Below are 18564 nucleotides of genomic sequence, written 5' to 3' on the forward strand. Positions count from 1 at the left end.
AACTGTTGAATAGATATGATCAGCCAAACTAAAAAAGCACCCCAGCAATCAAAAAGCACCCCTGCTAACAGTGTAAAAGTAGCAGGTATCCAAATGGCATCCAGCCCGCAGGTAAACTCCAATTTAATTGAAGCCGAACGCTTAATTGCGCTGGCGGTAACGCAAGGCGCAAAGATTGTCGTATTGCCGGAATATTTTTGCATAATGGGCATTAAAGAAACAGACAAAGTGGCAGTACGCGAAAGTACTGGTGATGGGCCGATACAAAAATTCTTAGCCAAAATGGCACGTAAGCATAAAGTCTGGCTGATTGGCGGTACAATTCCTTTAGTCAGCAATTTCCCCAATAAAGTGCGCAATAGCTGTTTAGTGTTTAACGACAAAGGCGAGCAAGTTGCGCGCTATGACAAAATTCATTTATTTGGCTTGGATTTAGGTACAGAGCATTATCACGAAGAAAACACGATTGAATCGGGCGATAGCGTCGTGGTGGTAGATACTCCTTACGGCAAAATTGGTTTGTCTGTCTGCTACGATTTACGCTTTCCAGAGCTTTATCGCGCCATGGGCGAAGTGGATATGATTGTGATCCCATCGGCCTTTACCGAAACTACCGGCAAAGCACACTGGGAGAGCTTAATCCGCGCGCGTGCGATTGAAAACTTATGCTACGTCATCGCGCCAGCACAAGGTGGCTACCATGTATCAGGCCGCGAAACACACGGCAACAGCATGATTGTAGACCCATGGGGCGTGATTTTAGACAGGTTGCCACGCGGTTCCGGAGTCGTCGTTGCCAATGTCAATCGTGATTACCAAACAAGCTTGCGTCAAAGTTTGCCGGCACTTAAGCACAAAACAATTAAAGCGATTTAACTGGCCGTCAATTTAAGCACGCATCAATCAAGAATATACTTAGCGCGATTACTGCTGTGCGAGTATAGTAAATTTAACTTACGTCACCATATTAAAGTTATGAAAATAGAACAGCCAAATTTAACTAAAGCCAGTCACTTTGATACCGCACAGGATGTGCTATTAAAGCCGACAGGACTTGATACAAGTGCTTTGCAAGGTGTACTTGGCAATATTATGTCGCATCAGGTGGATTATGCGGACTTATATTTTCAATATAGCCGCAGTGAATCCTGGGGTTTAGAAGAAGGCCAAGTCAAATCGGGAAACTTCAGTATTGATCAAGGCGTGGGCGTACGCGCAGTTAGTGGTGAGAAAACTGCTTTTGCCTATTCGGATGACATTAACCTACCCGCCTTGCAGCAGGCTGCAAATGCCACTAAATCAATCGCCGCACTAGGTCTGGAACAAACTGGCAAAAGCATTATAACTAGGCAGAACAATCAACTTTATTTACCGCAAGATCCAATTGCCAGCTTATCAGCCGATGCAAAAGTAAAGTTGCTGGAACGTTTAGAGCAGTTTGCAAAAAAAATTGACCCACGTGTCACGCAAGTAATGGCCAGCATTGCGGGGGAATATGAAGTCATCATGGTCGCGCGTAGCGATGGCGTCATGGCAGCCGACGTACGGCCTTTAGTACGCATTTCGGTGCAAGTTCATGTAGAGCAAAATGGTCGCCGTGAGCAAGGCTCCAGCGGCGGCGGCGGACGTTTTGACTATAGTTATTTTACCGATGAAGTATTACAGGATTACGCCCAACGAGCGGTGCATCAAGGCTTGATAAATTTAGAGGCGCGCCCGGCCCCAGCTGGCAGCATGACGGTTGTGCTTGGCGCTGGCTGGCCTGGTATTTTATTGCATGAGGCGATTGGACATGGCTTAGAAGGCGATTTCAACCGTAAAGGCAGCAGCGCTTTTGCCAACATGATGGGCAAGCAAGTCGCCGCCAAAGGTATCACCATTGTTGATGACGGTACATTAGCCGACAGACGCGGTTCATTGACCATGGATGATGAAGGTAATCAAACCAATAAAACGGTGTTGATTGAAGATGGCATTTTGCGCGGCTATATTCAAGATAGCTTAAACGCACGATTGATGAACATGCCGCTAACGGGCAATGGCCGCCGTGAAAGCTATGCGCATATCCCCATGCCGCGCATGACCAACACCTACATGCACAATGGCGACAAAGACCCTGCTGAAATTATTAAATCCGTTAAGAAAGGTTTGTATGCAGCCAATTTTGGCGGCGGACAAGTCGATATTACCAGCGGGAAATTTGTATTCAGCGCGGCCGAAGCTTATATGATTGAAGATGGTAAAATCACCTACCCTGTTAAAGGTGCTACATTAATTGGTAATGGGCCAGATGTGTTAACGCGCGTTTCCATGATTGGCAACGATATGGCGCTTGATTCGGGCGTTGGTACTTGCGGCAAAGAGGGTCAAAGTGTGCCAGTTGGTGTTGGTCAGCCAACACTTAAGATTGATGGATTAACAGTGGGCGGTACCGCGTCTTAACTCATTTATCAAATAAAAAGGCCGCATATGCGGCCTTTTTATTTGATTGTTTTACTTAACAACTAAATCTATTTAAACACTTTTTTGCCAAATTAGACTAGGCGAAAATTTTAATTTTGCAACGACGTATAATGACGCAAAAATGCGTTTAATTATTTTAATACGCGGTTACGATATTCGCCGGTTCTAGTATCTATCTCGATTTTGTCACCTTGTGCAACAAACAATGGCACAGGAATTTCGAAACCTGTGGCTAACTTAGCTGGTTTCATTACCTTGCCTGATGTGTCACCTTTAACAGCTGGTTCTGTATAAGCCACTTCGCGTACAACAGTCGTTGGTAATTCAACTGAGATTGCTTTACCTTCATAAAAACGAATATCCACTGGCATTGCGTCTTCTAAAAATGGTAATGCATCTTCCATAAACTCTGCATCTACATCATATTGATTATATTCCGCATCCATAAACACGTAAGTTGGATCAGCAAAATAAGAATATGTCGCTTCTTTTTTCTCCAGCACGATCACGTCAAATTTGTCGCCTGCGCCATAAATAGTCTCGCTTGGTGCTTCTGTCAGCAAGTTTTTAAATTTCATTTTTACTACGGCTGTGCTGCGGCCAGATTTATTATACTCGGCCTTGACTACCACTAGCGGTACGCCATCAACCATAATCACGTTACCTGGGCGGAGTTCTTGAGCTGTTTTCATCGGGTTGCCTTACTGTTTAGTTGGATTGGAATCGAGCCGCGCATTATACCTAAACTATTATTTTTTAACCAGTTTCGCTCATTAGGTTGATTGTTGTGCCATATTACAAAAAACCACCAGCTTAGCGGCAAGATCTTTTTGCTTAGCCAACTGGTGAGATTGCTGCAAAGTATAGCCAGCAATATTGGGTAATTGGTTTAAATAACCATGCCAAACTGCTGCGGATAAATGGTCAGAGGCCCAAGCGGCGTGCATCTGCATCACTTGGTTTTTCACAGAAAAATTTGCATAAAACAACGCCAAAAATGCATCCAGTTTCTTAATATGGGTATTTTCATCTTGAAAATAAGGCTGCCAAATAAATGGCTTCCCCGCCCAAATCGCACGTAACCAGCTATCCTCTCCACGCACAAAGTTAATATCACACGCCGTTAATAATCGGTCGTAATCGACCTGGTTTAAAAATGGTAAAACATGCAAATTAAGATTTTTAAGTTGTATATTTTCACCCACTTTCAGTGACTTAACACCAAAAAAATCGGCAATTTTTGGCAAAATACTGCTCTCTGGTACATAGCAATCAATGGGTTGATTCGATTCGGCTATTGCCGTCAATAAATCGGTAATCGGTGCGTGTGGGTAACCAAACAGAGATACTTTTAAATGGTCGCTATTGCTTAAATTTAAGCTTTGCCAAAACGCATTTTGATCAGCTTTGTTATTCGCAAACTCTTTATTTCTATCAAAAAGATTAGCTTCCCGAATCAAACCACCAGTAGATTCAGTAAATCCAGGAAAGTAAAAATGTCGCGTTAAACCATTGGCTTGGGGCGATGGCTGTGCATGAAAATCCGCAACCCATGATTCGGCAGATAAATACTCTAAATTAACCCACGTTACTTGCTGATTAAACTTAGATTTTTTTTGCACCATCGCATTTAAATAAGCAACTGGCAACTCACAGGCGAAGGCTTCAATAACCACATCAGCTACATCTGTAAAATCAACATTTATCTCTTCATTAGAGTTCAACCATTTTAAAATAATGATTTCATCGATGGCTTGTTGCTTTATATCTACATTCAAATGCGGAATGATTTTTTTTGCAGCTGCTAAATCATCTATCCAAAGTCGTACGCTTAATCCGTACTCACTATGCAATTGCCTTGCCAAGCGCCAACAAACGCCAATATCACCCAAGTTATCGACAATCTTACAAAAAATATCCCAGTGCTGTTTCATGCGATGATTTTAAAACAAAAAGCCTCAAACATTTTAAATGCTGAGGCTTTTGTCATACACATAACTAAAGTTCAGTTAATTACTAAATCAACAATGGCGCAATAAAGGCAAAAAACACGCCTATCGCAAAAATAACTACTGACAGCCAATAAACACGTAATGCACTACGTCGCGTTTTTGCACAAATTTCCGCCAGATTCAGGTCTGCTGGACAAGGCGCATTACGCGCCTGCCACTGCAAGTAACCCGCAATCGCTAACATCACCCCAGCCAAGCCAAAAATTAACGACTTGTGCTCACTTATCCATATTAATTGTGGAAAATAAGAGATTAAACTGGTCAGCGTTGCTGCGGAACCAATAGCCACCAAAGTGGCCGGTAACGCACAACAAATCAGCGTAGATCCACTGGTGAAAAGTGACAGGATGTTGGCTTTTTGTGCGGTTTTAACTGCGTTTAAATCACCGTTCAAAACAGTATTCTCTGCCATCTACTTTTCCCCCTGCTTTGCTTCAAGCTCGGCTTTAATATGTGCCACTGGATGCTCTGATATTTCGATAGCAGTCACGTCATAACCAGCATCTTTAATAATAGCCTTCACCTTGTCGTTAGAAAGCGTTTGACCATCTTTCAACTCAACCGCCACAATGCGCTGTTTTAAGTTAACGTAAACATCTTGCGTTTGCGTGAGTGCGCGCATTTTTTTCTCAATGCCTTGCGCGCAAAAGGCGCACACCATGCCGTTAACATTGGCTTTGATGGTTTGAGTTGCAAAGGCTAAAGGGCTGAATAATGCAGAGAATACAAGCGTTGTTAATAATAGTTTTTTCATGATGTTTCCTTAAATTAAATCTTAAAATTAAAATATATACATAAAGTTAAAGCGAGGTTCGCGTGAATTATTCACCCCTGCTTCAACAAAAAAGCTTTTGTTAATTAATCGCACCATTGGCGTGACCTCAATTTTTTCTGACAAGCCATTCATATTGCGCGCCTCTAAAATCAGCCAGGGCTGGGTTTTGTCATAATCGGTTTCATAAAATGAAAACCCCGCACGCACTGAGGTAAAGTCATGATTAATATCGGAAGCACGATAAAGCCGATGAGATGCTTGAAAGTAAACACGAGTCGTCTCGTAATCAAACTGCACTCCTGGCGTTATCATGACTTTGTCAAAGTCACGGTTTTCGCCTATCAACTTATTTTCGCCCTGCAATGCCCCTACTCCGCCCTGAAACCATAAGTTGGCTTGTGCATGTGGTGCGTTCCAGCGTTTAACTAAGCGTGTGTAAGTGATTTCTTCCAGAGTGCGCGACTTGCTTTTGTCATCGGCACGCATATAAGTCGCGCTTACGCCAAATGCATCACGTGGCGTCACGGCATAGTTAATAAATGACTCACGCCAGTTATTATTAAAATCGCCCATAGCCATAAATGATTCGTTAAAGCCCATCGGCCCTGCGGTTGCAGCTTGGCTAAGCAGTATTGCCAGCAATGGCAATACCACTTTAAAGCGTGTGTAAAACATGATTTTTCCTTTTATCTAAACCTTGATGACTCACTTAGTTGTTCAGTGAATAAGTCATCAAATCAAATTAAAAAGCCCTAGATTTTGGGCGAAATTAGGCTGTCAGATAAAAGAGATGGGTGGGCGCTGCAGATTAGGAAGTGTAATTGAAACGTAAGGTTGATGATTAAAATCAAATGCTTGGGTAAAATTTAAAGCAAAAGCCGACTGAATCTGCGCGGGCATTGCCGTTAACGCACACATATTGGCACAGACACTCGCACAACTGGATTTGTGTGGTAATTGCTGATGATTCACATGCTCAGAATCTTCAGAAACCGCACTGTGCGAGTCTTGATGACAAGGCATGACATTCGATGTTAATTCTGCTGATTGCTTGACGATATTCGCTTGCATCATGCTGTTGCATACCAACATATTGGCAGTCGCCAAAGCTTGCATTGGCATTAACACCAATAGCAAATAAGCAAAAAAATGTGAGCAACGTTTCAACATAAATCTAGGATAGCAGAGTCATTAATTTAGTTCAAATAGCAATATCAACTGGCGTATAACGGATATCAATCACTTCAAACGCTTCATCACCTTTGGGTGTAACTACCCGCACTGTATCGCCTAAACCCTTACCTAGCATCGCTTTTGCCAGCGGAGAAACCCAACTGATATAACCCTTGGTCGGTTCCAGTTCATCTTTGCCGACGATGCGATATACATGTTCGCTATCGTCCGCTAAATTAAATAATGTCACCCAAGCACCAAAAAATATCTTTTCTAAATGCTGCTGCAAACTGCTATCGACAATCTCGGCTAAATCCATGCGACGCATTAAATGGCGGCAACGACTATCGATTTGGCGTAACCGTCTTTTTCCATAAATATAATCACCATTTTCACTTCTATCGCCATTGCTAGCTGCCCAAGAAACGGTGCGTACCACTTCTGGCCGCTCTACTTTATACAGTGCGTGAAATTCCGCCTGCAAGGCGGCAAAGCCTTGTGGCGTAATATAGTTTTTTTCGTCTGTACTACTCAATTAAAATCCTGCCAAATTAACTCACTGCCATTCACTGCTTTAATTGAAAAACTGATTAAACGCATCGTTATCTAACACCTGAACATTTTTAACAAAATAAGGCGTTTCACCAAAACAACTGCTTGGAATACCCTTATGCTCTTCGTAAGTGATTCTGACACGCTTACCCAAACTATTATTGATTTTTTCAACTAAGTTTTTGTCTTTCACTGTGAAGTTAAACTTCTCAGCCTGTGTGCCCGGCATTGAAACCAACACCAATTCACCTTCATAGGTTTTGCAAACATAACCTTTTTCTGAAAATTTTTGCACATAACCGGCACGCTCACCTGTTGAATAAACCCAAGTCAAGGCTGCCCAAGTGTATAAACCAAATAAAATAATTGGAATAATCACAGCCAGAATAAGTATTTTGAATAATTGAGCCAGTTTATTTAACATCACTTACCTTTGGGATTTTCTCAAAATGAATGCTCGGATGAATGTTCAAATCCGACAAGTTTATGCCGCTATTTTACTGCAAGTTCGCCTACAATAACGACATGTCCGAATTAACCCAACACTTAATATTATGCGCGACAGCACGCTTAAGCCGTGGCTTGCAACTGCATTACCAACGACAATTATCGCTTAAGCAAACTCAATGGCAAACGCCACAAATCATGACTTTGCAACAATGGTTAAGCCAATTGATGCAACAGGGCATTTTGGCCGGTGAAGTAAATATACAAAGTTTCCCTGTCATCCACTTAAATACAACGACAGAAAAAATGCTGTGGCAACAGACGATTCAAAGTTGTATACAAAAACACGAGTTAGCGGATTTGTTTGATATTGCCAGCTTAGCTGATGCGGCAATGGAAGCGAATCAATTACTGATTGAATGGCAAGTGAACGATGCCGATTTAAACGATTACTTTCAATCAGTGGAAACGCGGCAGTTTTTGCGTTGGCGACAAGCATTTCATGCTTTGTGCGCACATAACAAAGCGCTTGAATCTGCGCGCCTGTTAGCATTACAAGTGGATTTTTTAACCAATACGACTATGCAATTGCCTCAAGCAATTGAATTGGCTGGCTTTGATCGTATTACGCCGCTGGAACAACAGTTAATCAACAACCTAAACGCAAAAAACGTCAAAATAAATTTTATGCATCATCAGCAAAATGCTCAAAATATCCAGCAGATTGCCTGTGATGATATTGATGCAGAATGTCGTGCTGCGGTGGCTTGGGCAAAAGCATCATTAACGCAGAATCCGCAGGCAAATTTAGCCATTATCACGCCAGTATTAGGCAACATCCGCACCAAACTGGCTGATTTATTAGACGATACCTTTCATCCCGAAACCTTGCACCCAAGTTTGTATGAAGCGCCGCGCATCATGGATTTTTCCATTGGCGCGCCATTAAGTGAGCATGCCATGATTGCCACCGCCCTGCGTTTATTGCGCTTGGCAAGCAGTGGTCAGAATTCGTCACAAGCAGACTTAAGCGCACTACTGCTAGATGTTTATTGGGGCACTGAAACCGAATCAGATGCACGTAGTTTGCTGGATGCGCAAATGCGCAAAAAACTTACGCGCAACGTTAACTTACAAACATTAATGCTTTTAGCGCAAAAAGCTAGCGATGATGCATTGCCGCAGTTTTTAACCCATTTAAATACGCTACAAAACGCGCAAACTCAGTGGCGCGGCAAAAATAAACCCGCTTATTGGGCAACACAATTTAGCCAGTTATTAAGCAATGTCAATTGGGCAAACCCAAGCGGTTTAAGCAGTTATGAATATCAGGCACAACAATCGTGGCTAAAGGCTTTACAGAGCTTGAGTGAACTAGATACCTTGATTGGCGTAATCTCGGCAATAGATGCGCTGAGCAAACTGAATCAAATATGCAGCGCCAGTATGTTTTTACCCGAAACCGTCGGCAACCCGCGTTTACAACTATTGGGCATGTTAGAAAGCAGTGCAATACCGTTGAATGGCGTATGGATATTAGGTATGAACGATCAGCACTGGCCGTCGCCAGCAAGACCAAACGCACTATTGCCGGTTAAACTGCAGCGCGATTTAAACATGCCGAATGCCGATACGGATATTCAGGCCGCGTTTGCGCAAAAAGTACAGCAGCGCTTATTAACCAGCGCCAATAAAATTGTATTTTCATGGGCACGCAAAGAAGCCGACCGTGAATTGCGCGCTTCACCCTTATTAAGCCAATTGCCTGTTGGCGATGTTACTGCAACCGTCAGCACCATTGCAGAAACACTCAGCGCAAATGTTTCTCACGAATCAAACACCGAGTTAATCAATGACTACATGGCACCAGCGATTACTTCTGCAGAAAGACTGCGCGGCGGCAGTGCTTTATTTGAAGCGCAAGCCATCTGCCCTGCCTGGGCTTTTTATCAATACAGGCTAGGTGCAAAATCTTTGGAAAGCCCAACTGACGGATTAGATAGCCTTGCCCGCGGCAATTTAACCCATGCTGTATTACAAGCGTTCTGGCTCGATTGCAAAAGCGCAGCCAATCTTAAATCGCTGTCCGACTCGCAACTTGAAACTGCTATAAAAACCGCCATTGATGCCGCTTTTAAAGACACGCGTAATATTGAAAATATCCCTAAACAAATTCTGCAAATTGAGCAGCAACGCTTACAACCGTTAATTAACGTGTGGCTACAGCTTGAAAAACAACGCGCAGATTTTACCGTGCGTGCTTGCGAAGCAGAGCATACTTTAGTCATAGAAGACTTGGAAATCACCTTACGCATTGACCGCATTGATGCATTAACTGACGGCAGCCTGGTGATTATTGATTACAAAACCGGCAGCAGCAAACCTAGCCATAGCAGTTGGGCGGATGAACGCATCACCAAACCGCAAATTCCATTATATGCAGCCTTGGTGCTGAAGGAAGAGCAAGTCGTTGCCGCCTGTTTTGCCAAAGTAGATATGCTAGAAAGTCAATTTAGCGGCGTGGCAGAAAATGATGCTCTACCCAACATTAAGCCATTTTCTGATTTAAAAAACGGTTCTGTTTTTAAAGATTTTGCTGATTTTGAAGCGTTAATCGCGCACTGGCAGCAAAGCTTAACGGCAATTGCGCATGAAATTAAAACCGGTGTGGCTAATGTGCGATTCGAGAATGAAACAGATTTACTGTATTGCGATGTAAAACCACTACTGCGCTTGCCAGAGCGTGCATTGCAATTTGAACAACAAGCATCTTTGCAAAAATAAACCCATAAAAATAACACTTACAAAATAAAAACCATGAATAACGCACTGATTCAATTAGATAGTGAAAACCGCCAACGCGCACTGGCGCTGGAAAATTTCATTGTCGAGGCGCCAGCCGGTGCAGGTAAAACAGAGCTGCTGACACAACGTTATTTAAAATTGCTCGCCACGGTTGAAGCGCCGGAAGAAATCATCGCGCTGACATTTACCAATAAAGCCGCTACCGAAATGCGCAACCGCATTTTAATGTCGCTGGAAGCGGCAGAAAATAATATTTTTGTTGATGCGCCGCACAAACAGGTAACACGTGATTTAGCCAATGCAGCATTGGCACATGCAAAAAACCTTGGCTGGCAATTACTCTCGCAACCAGCGCGGCTACGCATTCAAACCATGGATGCATTGTGCAGTAGCTTGGCACGGCAAATGCCATTATTAAGCCGATTTGGCGGTCAACCTGTGGTTAGCACAGATGCTAATGCACATTATCAAACCGCAGCCCAGCAAGCATTGGCGCATATTGCGAATGAAGATAGCGGCAATGAAACTAGCATCAATGAACCTGTAAGCACCGCATTACGGTTTATGCAAAACGATATCGAAAAACTCACTGAGTTATTAGCGGATATGCTGGCAAAACGCGACCAATGGCTGCCACTGATTAGTGAGCATTCCAATATTACCGTGGATGAAATTGCTGATGGCGTAGCAAATGCGCTGCAAGAACTAATAGAACAGCGACTTGCGTTGACGTTTAAAGTCATTCCAGCAAATATTCAATCTCAGTTAATGCCTATCGTGCGTTTTTCTGCCAGCAATTTAGAAGCAAACCATGCTTTGCAAATGCTAGCCGATTGGCAAATACCACTCACCGCAAGTGTGGATGATTTAGCTACTTGGCAAATATTGGCAGATTTTTTACTGACAAACGAAGGCACTTTTAGAAAGCAGTTAAATAAAAATATTGGCTTCCCTGCCAAAGATAAAAATCATCCCGAATATGATGAGTTTAAACAACAGCTCTTGCAGGTCACTGATTTAATCTCTAGCCCACAGGCTTTAGATGCAGCCCGCAAATTACCCAATTTGAATTTGGATTTAATAAGCCAGGATTGCGTGATTGTGAAAGCTTTTGCGCAATTGCTGCAATTGGCAACTGCGCATTTATGGACAACATTTCAGACCGCTAACGAAGTTGATTTTGTGCAGATTGCACAATCCGCCAGCTACGCGCTGGAAAACGAAAGTGGTGCGACAGATTTAGCACTCAAGCTGGACTATAAAATCTCCCATTTATTAGTAGATGAGTTTCAAGATACCAGCCCGACACAAATGCGTTTGATTGAGCAGTTAACATTAGGCTGGCAGCCAGATGATGGCCGCACGTTATTTTGTGTGGGTGATCCCATGCAATCGATTTATCGCTTTCGCAAAGCAGACGTAAGCTTATTTTTAACCGCCAGTGAATCTGGTATTGGGCAATTGCCGCTTACGCCACTCAAACTCACTCGCAATAACCGCAGCCATCCGCAAGTAGTGGATTGGATTAACAGCACTTTTAAATCGGTTTTTCCTGCGGCGGACAACATCACGCAAGCCGCCATTAGCTATCGCACCTTTATTGCCACCAAAGACGCGATTGCAGATGAAGGTGTGACGGTGCATTCACTGGTGCTGAGCGATGAAGAAAGTGAGCAAGCAAAACTGCTGGAAGCGCGCCACGTGGCGGATTTAATCACCGTAGAACAGCAAAGTAATCCTGAAAACAAGATTGTGGTTTTAGTGCGTTCGCGTAATCATCTAAATGAATTGGTTTCTGTGATTCGCCGCGATTATCCGCACATCAGCTTTCAGGCCGTAGAAATTGAAGGCTTAAGTGACAGACAAACGGTTTTAGATGCGCTTTCACTCACGCGGGCGATGCTGCACCACGCCGACCGCGTGCATTGGTTGAATATTCTGCGTGCGCCTTGGTGCGGGCTGATACTGGCAGATTTGCATGCACTGGCGCATGACAATCATTTTGCGACAATCTGGCAATTGATGCAGGATGAAGATCGGTTACAAAAATTAAGCGTAGACGGCCAGCAACGCTTGCGACATGTGCGCGATATTTTGAGCGAAGCATTCAAACATCAAGGCCGTATGCCTTTGCGGCGCTGGCTGGAAAGCACATGGCTTAAATTGGGCGGTGCCAGCACGTTAATCAACGCTGGTGATAATCGCGATATTCAGGCATTTTTTGATTTAGTGGAAAAAACCGCACGTGGCTTTGTGCTGGATTTTAACCAGCTAGATACCGCCATGTCGAAACTCTACGCCCAGCCTGATATTGCGGCAACTGATCAGTTACAGTTTTTAACCATTCACGCATCCAAAGGCTTAGAGTTCGATACGGTCATTTTGCCTGCGCTTAACCGCAAACCGCCTAACCCTGATAGCCCGATGATGTTGTGGGAAGATGTGCCGGCGGGTAATCATCGGCAACTATTAGCAGCACCAGTGGCAAAAAGAATCAAAGGCAAAGCCAGCACTTATGATTTTTTAAAAGCCTTGGAAACTGAGCGTGCAGATAACGAAACAGCGCGCCTTTTGTATGTAGCTGCCACACGCAGCATTAAAAAATTGCACTTGGTTGCTGTCGTTAAACAGAATCAAAATGGCGAACTAAAACCAGTTTCCAAATCATTATTGTCATTACTTTGGCCAACGATTGAAATGCAATTTTTAGCCGCAACACCATTGATCATAACGGCAGAATCCACATTGCGGCTGCAGGATTTTACGCCGCAACTGATGCGTTTAAAAACACCATGCGTGCCGACTTTGTTGAGTAACTCAACTGCAAAAACAATTACTTACTCAGTTAATAACGTTAACACACCTGCTGAACCGCAAGCATTATTGAATATTGCCGCCGATGCAGGCACGTTGACACATCTATATATGGAGATGATTGCCAATAGCGATTTAACGGCATGGCCAGAAAGCCGTATTCGAGCTTGTTCGCGGGCCATGCAATATTGGTTACTGCAAAAAGGTCATGCCGAAAATACTGTGCAAACGTATGTGAATATGGTTATAGATGCCTTAATTAACACCGTCAATAGCGCCGATTGCGCGTGGCTAATGCAAGCAAGAGAAAGTCGTCAAACCGAATTGAGCATAACAGCAATTGATGCACAGGGCGAAGCGCAAGAGCATCGATTAGACCTGACATTTATTGAGGCAGATAAATTGACCAACGCGCCGACGCGCTGGATTGTGGACTACAAGCTGACGTTTTCTGATGATGCAGACTTAACGTTGGATTTAGCGGCAGAACAACACCACTCACAGTTATCGCGCTATGCCGACTTGTTTAAAAATGAAGGTTTACCAATTCAAACCGCAGTGTATTTTTTAGCGCATGGCAAGCTGGTTTTACTTTAAATTAGCTTTGCTCTAATTAGTTTTAGGTTAAGAAAACTGTTTAGCCCAAACTACTCCTGCTTAAAATGGTGCCAGACATACCAAGCCAAAAACGCTAATCCGCCGGCAATAATCACATAATGCAGTTGGTGAAAATAGACTTCCAAGTCTTCCCAATGCTCGCCAGCTTTCATACCGATGTAGCCCAACACTCCACACCAGATAAATGAGCCAAAAAACGTATAAACAATAAAACGTGTCATATTCATGCGTGCTACGCCAGCAGGAAAGGCAATAAACGTGCGTACGCCCGGCAATAAGCGTGCGATAAAAATAATGATTTCACCATGCTGTGCAAACCATCTGTCCGCCATATCTAAATCTTTTTTGCTAATCAGCACGTATTTACCGTATTTCTCTGCCAATGGCCTGCCGCCAAACATGCCCAAATAATAGGCTGGAATCGAACCAATCACACAACCAATCGCACCCGCCATTGCAATGCCAAACAATGTCATCTCACCCTTGCTCACCAAAAATCCTGCAAACGGCATAATGATTTCGCTAGGCAATGGAATACAGGCAGATTCAATCGCCATCAGCAGCACAACACCGCCATAACCCATGCTGGATATAACGCCAATAATCCAGGTTGCTACAGCAGCGATTAGTTTTTCCAACATATTACTTTCCTAACTTATGCAAACTCTTTTAATAGCGTTTTAACAAATTCCGCACGATGTGCCACATTACCCAATTGTACGGTCACGCGTAATTTATCTGGCCCATTCATACGGCAGCGGCGATCACGTTGTAATAAATCGATTAATTTTACTGGGTCGACTTCGGTACTTTGTGCAAAATGTAATTGAATAGCGCTATCGCTAGCGTCAATCTTATTAATGCCTAACGGTTTTGCCGCGATGCGTAACCGATGGCATGCCATTAATGCCTCGCCTTGCTCTGGCAGCAAACCAAATCGGTCAATTAACTCTTCTTGCAGGCTATCTAAATCATCATCATTATTAGCGTTGGCAAGGCGTTTATAAATCACCAGACGCTCATGCACGTCAGGGCAATAAGCATTGGTTAACAAGGCTGGTACATGCAGATTGATTTCTGTCGTCACGCCCAGTGGCGCGTTTAAATCGGGCTCTTTGCCTGCTTTGAGTTGCTTAACCGCATGATTCAGCATATCTGAATACAAACTAAAACCAATCTCTTGCATCTCGCCACTTTGACTATCACCTAACAACTCACCTGCGCCGCGAATCTCCAGATCATGCATCGCCAGATGAAAACCTGCGCCCAAGTCTTCCAGTAACTGAATCGCATCTAAGCGTTTTTGCGCTTGCGGTGTGATTTTGCGATGTTCATCAGTCAGCAAATACGCATAAGCCTGGTGATGACTGCGCCCTACACGACCGCGCAACTGGTGTAATTGCGCCAAGCCGAACATATCGGCATGATTCATGATAATGGTGTTGGCGGTAGGTACGTCAATACCTGTTTCAATAATGGTGGTACACAACAGAATATTGCTGCGTTGCTGATAAAAATCGCGCATGACATGTTCTAGCTCACGTTCACGTAGCTGGCCGTGTGCAATCGAAATTCGTGCTTCTGGCAGTATTTTTTCCAGCTTTTCTTTTTGCACAAAAATGGTATCCACCTCATTATGCAAAAAATAAACCTGCCCGCCGCGCTTAAATTCGCGCATCACCGCTTCACGAATAATGCCGTCGGAATAATAGGTATGGAAGGTTTTGATGCTTAAGCGTTTTTGCGGCGGCGTAGCAATCACGCTAAATTCGCGCAAGCCTTCCATCGCCATACTCAATGTGCGCGGAATTGGGGTTGCAGTAAGCGTTAAGATATCCACTTCCGCACGCAAAGCTTTTAGCTGTTCTTTCTGGCGCACGCCAAATCGATGTTCTTCATCCAGAATCGCCAAGCCTAAATTTTTGAATATCACATCTTTTTGAATCAGGCGATGCGTGCCGATAATAATATCCACCTTGCCCTCAGCCAAATCAGCTAAAGCTTGCTTTTGTTCTTTGGCAGTTCTGAAGCGTGAGATTTCGGCAATTTTAATCGGCCATTCTGCAAAACGATCACAGAAATTCTGGTAATGCTGTTCTGCCAATAAAGTCGTCGGCACCAGCACGGCAACCTGCCTGCCACCCATTACTGCTACAAAAGCCGCGCGTAACGCGACTTCTGTTTTACCAAAGCCCACATCGCCACACACCAGCCTATCCATTGGGCGGCCAGATTGCATATCCTTGATTACATTTTCAATCGCTTCCAGCTGGTCTGGCGTTTCTTCAAACGGAAAGCCTTCACAAAACGCTTCATAATCTTTTAGACTTAAGGTAAAAGCATGGCCGCGTCGTGCTGCGCGTTGCGCGTATAGATTCAATAACTCTGCTGCTGTATCGCGAATTTGTTTGAGCGCTTTTTTCTTGGCTTTTTCCCACTGACCAGAGCCTAAACGGTGCAATGGTGCGCTTTCCGGCGGCCCACCAGAATAACGAGAAATCAGGAATAATTGCGAAACGGGCACATATAATTTATCGTCACCAAAGTATTCCAATAGCAAAAATTCGGTTTCGCCTTCGCCAAAATCCAGATTCATCAGGCCTTTATATCGCCCTACGCCATGCTGTTCATGCACCACTGGGTCGTCCATACGCAGCTCGGATAAGTCTTTAAGCATGCCTTCTGTATTGCGCGCTTTTTCTTTTTCTCTCCTACGTTGCTGGCGTACGGTGCCTGAATACAATTCTGATTCAGTGATGACAATGACATCATCATAAAAACCATTATGCAAAGGTGAAACACCCAACATGATCGGCGCATCACTAGTGTGAAAATCTGCCCATGTTTCGCCAGTGGGCATGTGAATGCCATGTTCTGCAAACAGCTGCAGTATGGTTTCGCGGCGACCTAAACTTTCAGCGGTGATTAAAATACGTTTCTTTTTGGCTTTGATAAAAGCCTGCAATTTATGCAAAGGCTGTTCGGCACGGCGTTCAATATCCAAAGCTGGTAATGGATTTTTGGCTTCATGCGTCAGCGTTAAAACAGAGTAATTCTGTGTCTGTGCAAAGAAATCGTCGGTTTTAATCAGCAAAACTTCCGGTTTTAAAATCGGTCGTTCTGGGTCATGCGCTAGCAAACGATATCTGGAATTTGCTTCCGTCCAAAACTGCTGCGCAGCCTTGTCACAATTGCCATGCAAACAGAGCGTGGTATTTTCTGGCAAGTAGTCCAGAAAATTAGAAGTTTCTTCAAAAAAAAGTGGCAAATACCATTCAATACCACCGCTGGCAATACCTTTACTCACATTTTTGTAGATGGTCGCGCGTTGCGGATCACCTTCAAACTGCTCTCTAAAATTGCTTCTGAAAGTTGCGATACCTTTGTCATCCAAAGGAAATTCACGTGCAGGTAACAATCTGATTTCTGGCACTGGATACAAACTGCGCTGCGTATCCACATCAAATGTACGGATGGTTTCAATCTCATCATCAAACAAATCAATGCGATACGGCAACACACTGCCCATGGGGAATAAATCGACCAACCCGCCACGCACGCTGAATTCTCCGGGGGAAATCACTTGACTGACATGGTGATAGCCCGCTTGCGCACATTGATGGCGCAACGCTTCCAGATTCAGCTTCTGGCCTTTTTTGAGCATAAAGCTATGCCCAGCCAAATAGGCTACTGCGGGCAAACGAATCAGCGCGGTGGCAATCGGTACCAAAATCACATCACATTGGTTTTGGCTAATTTGGTACAAAGTAGCCAAGCGTTCTGAAATCAAATCTGGATGCGGCGAAAACACATCGTAAGGCAGTGTTTCCCAGTCCGGCAGCAGATGCACGCTTAACTCTGGTGCAAAGTATGGAATTTCTTCCAACAACCTTTGTGCTTCAAACGCATTAGACGTAATCACCACTAATGGTGATTTTTTAGCAAAAAGTGTTGTTTTTAAGCGACATGCAAGTGATGCTAGAGATAAGCTATCTAAGCCATTGGCAGCATAAGAAAAACGACTTTTTTGACCTGACTTTGGGGGAGTTAACTGCATAAATGAACTTGAAAATGACTTGGATAATGAGGGCTTATTACCTATTATAACCTTAAGCCTGATGGTTAAATAATTTAGGTTATAACAATAAAAGAATAATTAAGTACAAATAAAAAAGTATTGAGGAGCTTCAATCAAATGAACGATAAGCCTATTAACGATAAGCAAGTCGTCGCGATACATGCCGCGAACTATGTTAAAAATGGCATGCTGGTTGGCTTAGGAACAGGATCTACCGCCAACTACTTTATTGAAGAACTGGCGCGCCGCCAGCTTGAAGAAAATCTAAATGTCACCACGATTGCCAGCTCAACTGTCAGCATGATAAAAGCGCAAAGTCTGGGTTTAAATGTCATTGCGCTGAACCAGGTTTCTGAGATTGATTTATATGTGGATGGCGCAGATGAAATCACACCGGATATGACACTACTGAAAGGCCGTGGCTATGATTTGGTGCTTGAGAAACTACTAGCAAAAGCAGCCAAACAGTTTTTAGTGGTAGCCGATAAAAGTAAATTAGTAGAGCGCATCGGCACCAACTTTGTCATTCCTATTGAAGTCATGCCAATGGCATGGAAAACAGCTAAACGCAGTTTAGAAGCCATTGGTGGCGTAGGTGATTTGCGCCAGAATGTCGCTAAAGATGGCTTGACGGTTACCTCGCATGGCAGCCTAGTGCTGGATATGAGTTTTGATAAATCTATCTCAGAAGCACAATTAAACCAGCTGATTAATAATACGCCTGGCGTGGTAGAGCATGGTATTTTCTGTGGGCTTGCCAGCGGCATACTCATTGCAGAAAACGGCAATGTTACTGAAGAATACTGGAAATAGCTTTTGCTAACGCT

General features: G+C 43.7%; 15 protein-coding genes. 5 read left to right on the forward strand and 10 right to left on the reverse strand.

Annotation, left to right across the window (positions count from 1 at the left end):
* Nucleotides 1–15: 15 nt before the first annotated feature.
* Nucleotides 16–876, forward strand: coding sequence for a carbon-nitrogen hydrolase family protein (locus tag K370_RS03590; protein WP_047538373.1), 861 nt, complete (start codon nt 16–18; stop codon nt 874–876).
* Nucleotides 877–975: 99 nt separating this feature from the next.
* A complete protein-coding gene (gene tldD / locus K370_RS03595) occupies nt 976–2442 on the forward strand; it encodes a metalloprotease TldD (protein ID WP_047538376.1) in 1467 nt (488 codons plus the stop codon).
* Nucleotides 2443–2594: 152 nt separating this feature from the next.
* Here the strand turns inward: tldD and efp are convergent, their stop codons facing one another.
* The 8 genes from efp to K370_RS03635 all read right to left on the reverse strand — a co-directional run bounded on the left by efp (nt 2595) and on the right by K370_RS03635 (nt 7399).
* Entirely contained in the window at nt 2595–3155 is a 561-nt protein-coding gene (efp, locus tag K370_RS03600) for an elongation factor P (protein WP_047538379.1), read from the reverse strand.
* Nucleotides 3156–3236: 81 nt separating this feature from the next.
* Complete coding sequence (gene earP / locus K370_RS03605; RefSeq protein WP_047538382.1) at nt 3237–4397, reverse strand: elongation factor P maturation arginine rhamnosyltransferase EarP; 1161 nt, start codon at nt 4395–4397, stop codon at nt 3237–3239.
* An 82-nt stretch (nt 4398–4479) separates the two neighbouring features.
* A complete protein-coding gene (locus tag K370_RS03610; RefSeq protein WP_047538385.1) occupies nt 4480–4887 on the reverse strand; it encodes a hypothetical protein in 408 nt (135 codons plus the stop codon).
* Entirely contained in the window at nt 4888–5229 is a 342-nt protein-coding gene (locus K370_RS03615) for a heavy-metal-associated domain-containing protein (RefSeq protein ID WP_047538388.1), read from the reverse strand. It abuts the gene before it with no gap.
* Nucleotides 5230–5256: 27 nt separating this feature from the next.
* Nucleotides 5257–5925 carry a hypothetical protein gene (locus tag K370_RS03620; protein ID WP_047538390.1) on the reverse strand — a complete coding sequence of 223 codons (669 nt, stop codon included), beginning with the start codon at nt 5923–5925 and terminating at the stop codon, nt 5257–5259.
* 102 nt (nt 5926–6027) lie between these two features.
* Nucleotides 6028–6420 (reverse strand): hypothetical protein, encoded by a 393-nt coding sequence (locus tag K370_RS03625; RefSeq protein WP_047538393.1) that lies wholly within the window; start codon nt 6418–6420, stop codon nt 6028–6030.
* Nucleotides 6421–6451: 31 nt separating this feature from the next.
* Nucleotides 6452–6958 carry a transcription elongation factor GreB gene (greB, locus tag K370_RS03630; protein WP_047538396.1) on the reverse strand — a complete coding sequence of 169 codons (507 nt, stop codon included), beginning with the start codon at nt 6956–6958 and terminating at the stop codon, nt 6452–6454.
* Between the two features lie 39 nt (nt 6959–6997).
* On the reverse strand, nt 6998–7399 hold the full coding sequence (locus K370_RS03635) for a hypothetical protein (RefSeq protein ID WP_047538400.1): 402 nt from the start codon (nt 7397–7399) through the stop codon (nt 6998–7000).
* Nucleotides 7400–7500: 101 nt separating this feature from the next.
* Here K370_RS03635 and K370_RS03640 point away from each other — a divergent pair, with 101 nt between their 5' ends.
* Together K370_RS03640 and K370_RS03645 are read left to right on the forward strand one after the other, a co-directional pair.
* On the forward strand, nt 7501–10206 hold the full coding sequence (locus K370_RS03640; RefSeq protein ID WP_047538403.1) for a PD-(D/E)XK nuclease family protein: 2706 nt from the start codon (nt 7501–7503) through the stop codon (nt 10204–10206).
* Nucleotides 10207–10239: 33 nt separating this feature from the next.
* Complete coding sequence (locus K370_RS03645) at nt 10240–13638, forward strand: UvrD-helicase domain-containing protein (RefSeq protein ID WP_047538406.1); 3399 nt, start codon at nt 10240–10242, stop codon at nt 13636–13638.
* A gap of 50 nt (nt 13639–13688) precedes the next feature.
* On the opposite strand, the gene K370_RS03650 is transcribed toward K370_RS03645, so the two are convergent.
* Nucleotides 13689–14300: a DedA family protein gene (locus tag K370_RS03650; RefSeq protein ID WP_047538410.1), complete on the reverse strand. Its 612-nt coding sequence runs from the start codon at nt 14298–14300 to the stop codon at nt 13689–13691.
* A gap of 14 nt (nt 14301–14314) precedes the next feature.
* The gene (gene mfd, locus K370_RS03655; protein ID WP_047538413.1) at nt 14315–17716 is read right to left on the reverse strand and encodes a transcription-repair coupling factor; all 3402 of its coding nucleotides are present in this window, start codon (nt 17714–17716) and stop codon (nt 14315–14317) included.
* 153 nt (nt 17717–17869) lie between these two features.
* Between mfd and rpiA the strand changes: the two genes are divergently transcribed.
* Nucleotides 17870–18550, forward strand: coding sequence for a ribose-5-phosphate isomerase RpiA (rpiA, locus tag K370_RS03660; protein WP_047538947.1), 681 nt, complete (start codon nt 17870–17872; stop codon nt 18548–18550).
* The last annotated feature ends 14 nt before the right edge of the window (nt 18551–18564 follow it).

It is taken from the genome of Methylotenera versatilis 7 (assembly GCF_000799165.1).
GTDB classification, from domain to species: domain Bacteria; phylum Pseudomonadota; class Gammaproteobacteria; order Burkholderiales; family Methylophilaceae; genus Methylotenera_A; species Methylotenera_A versatilis_A.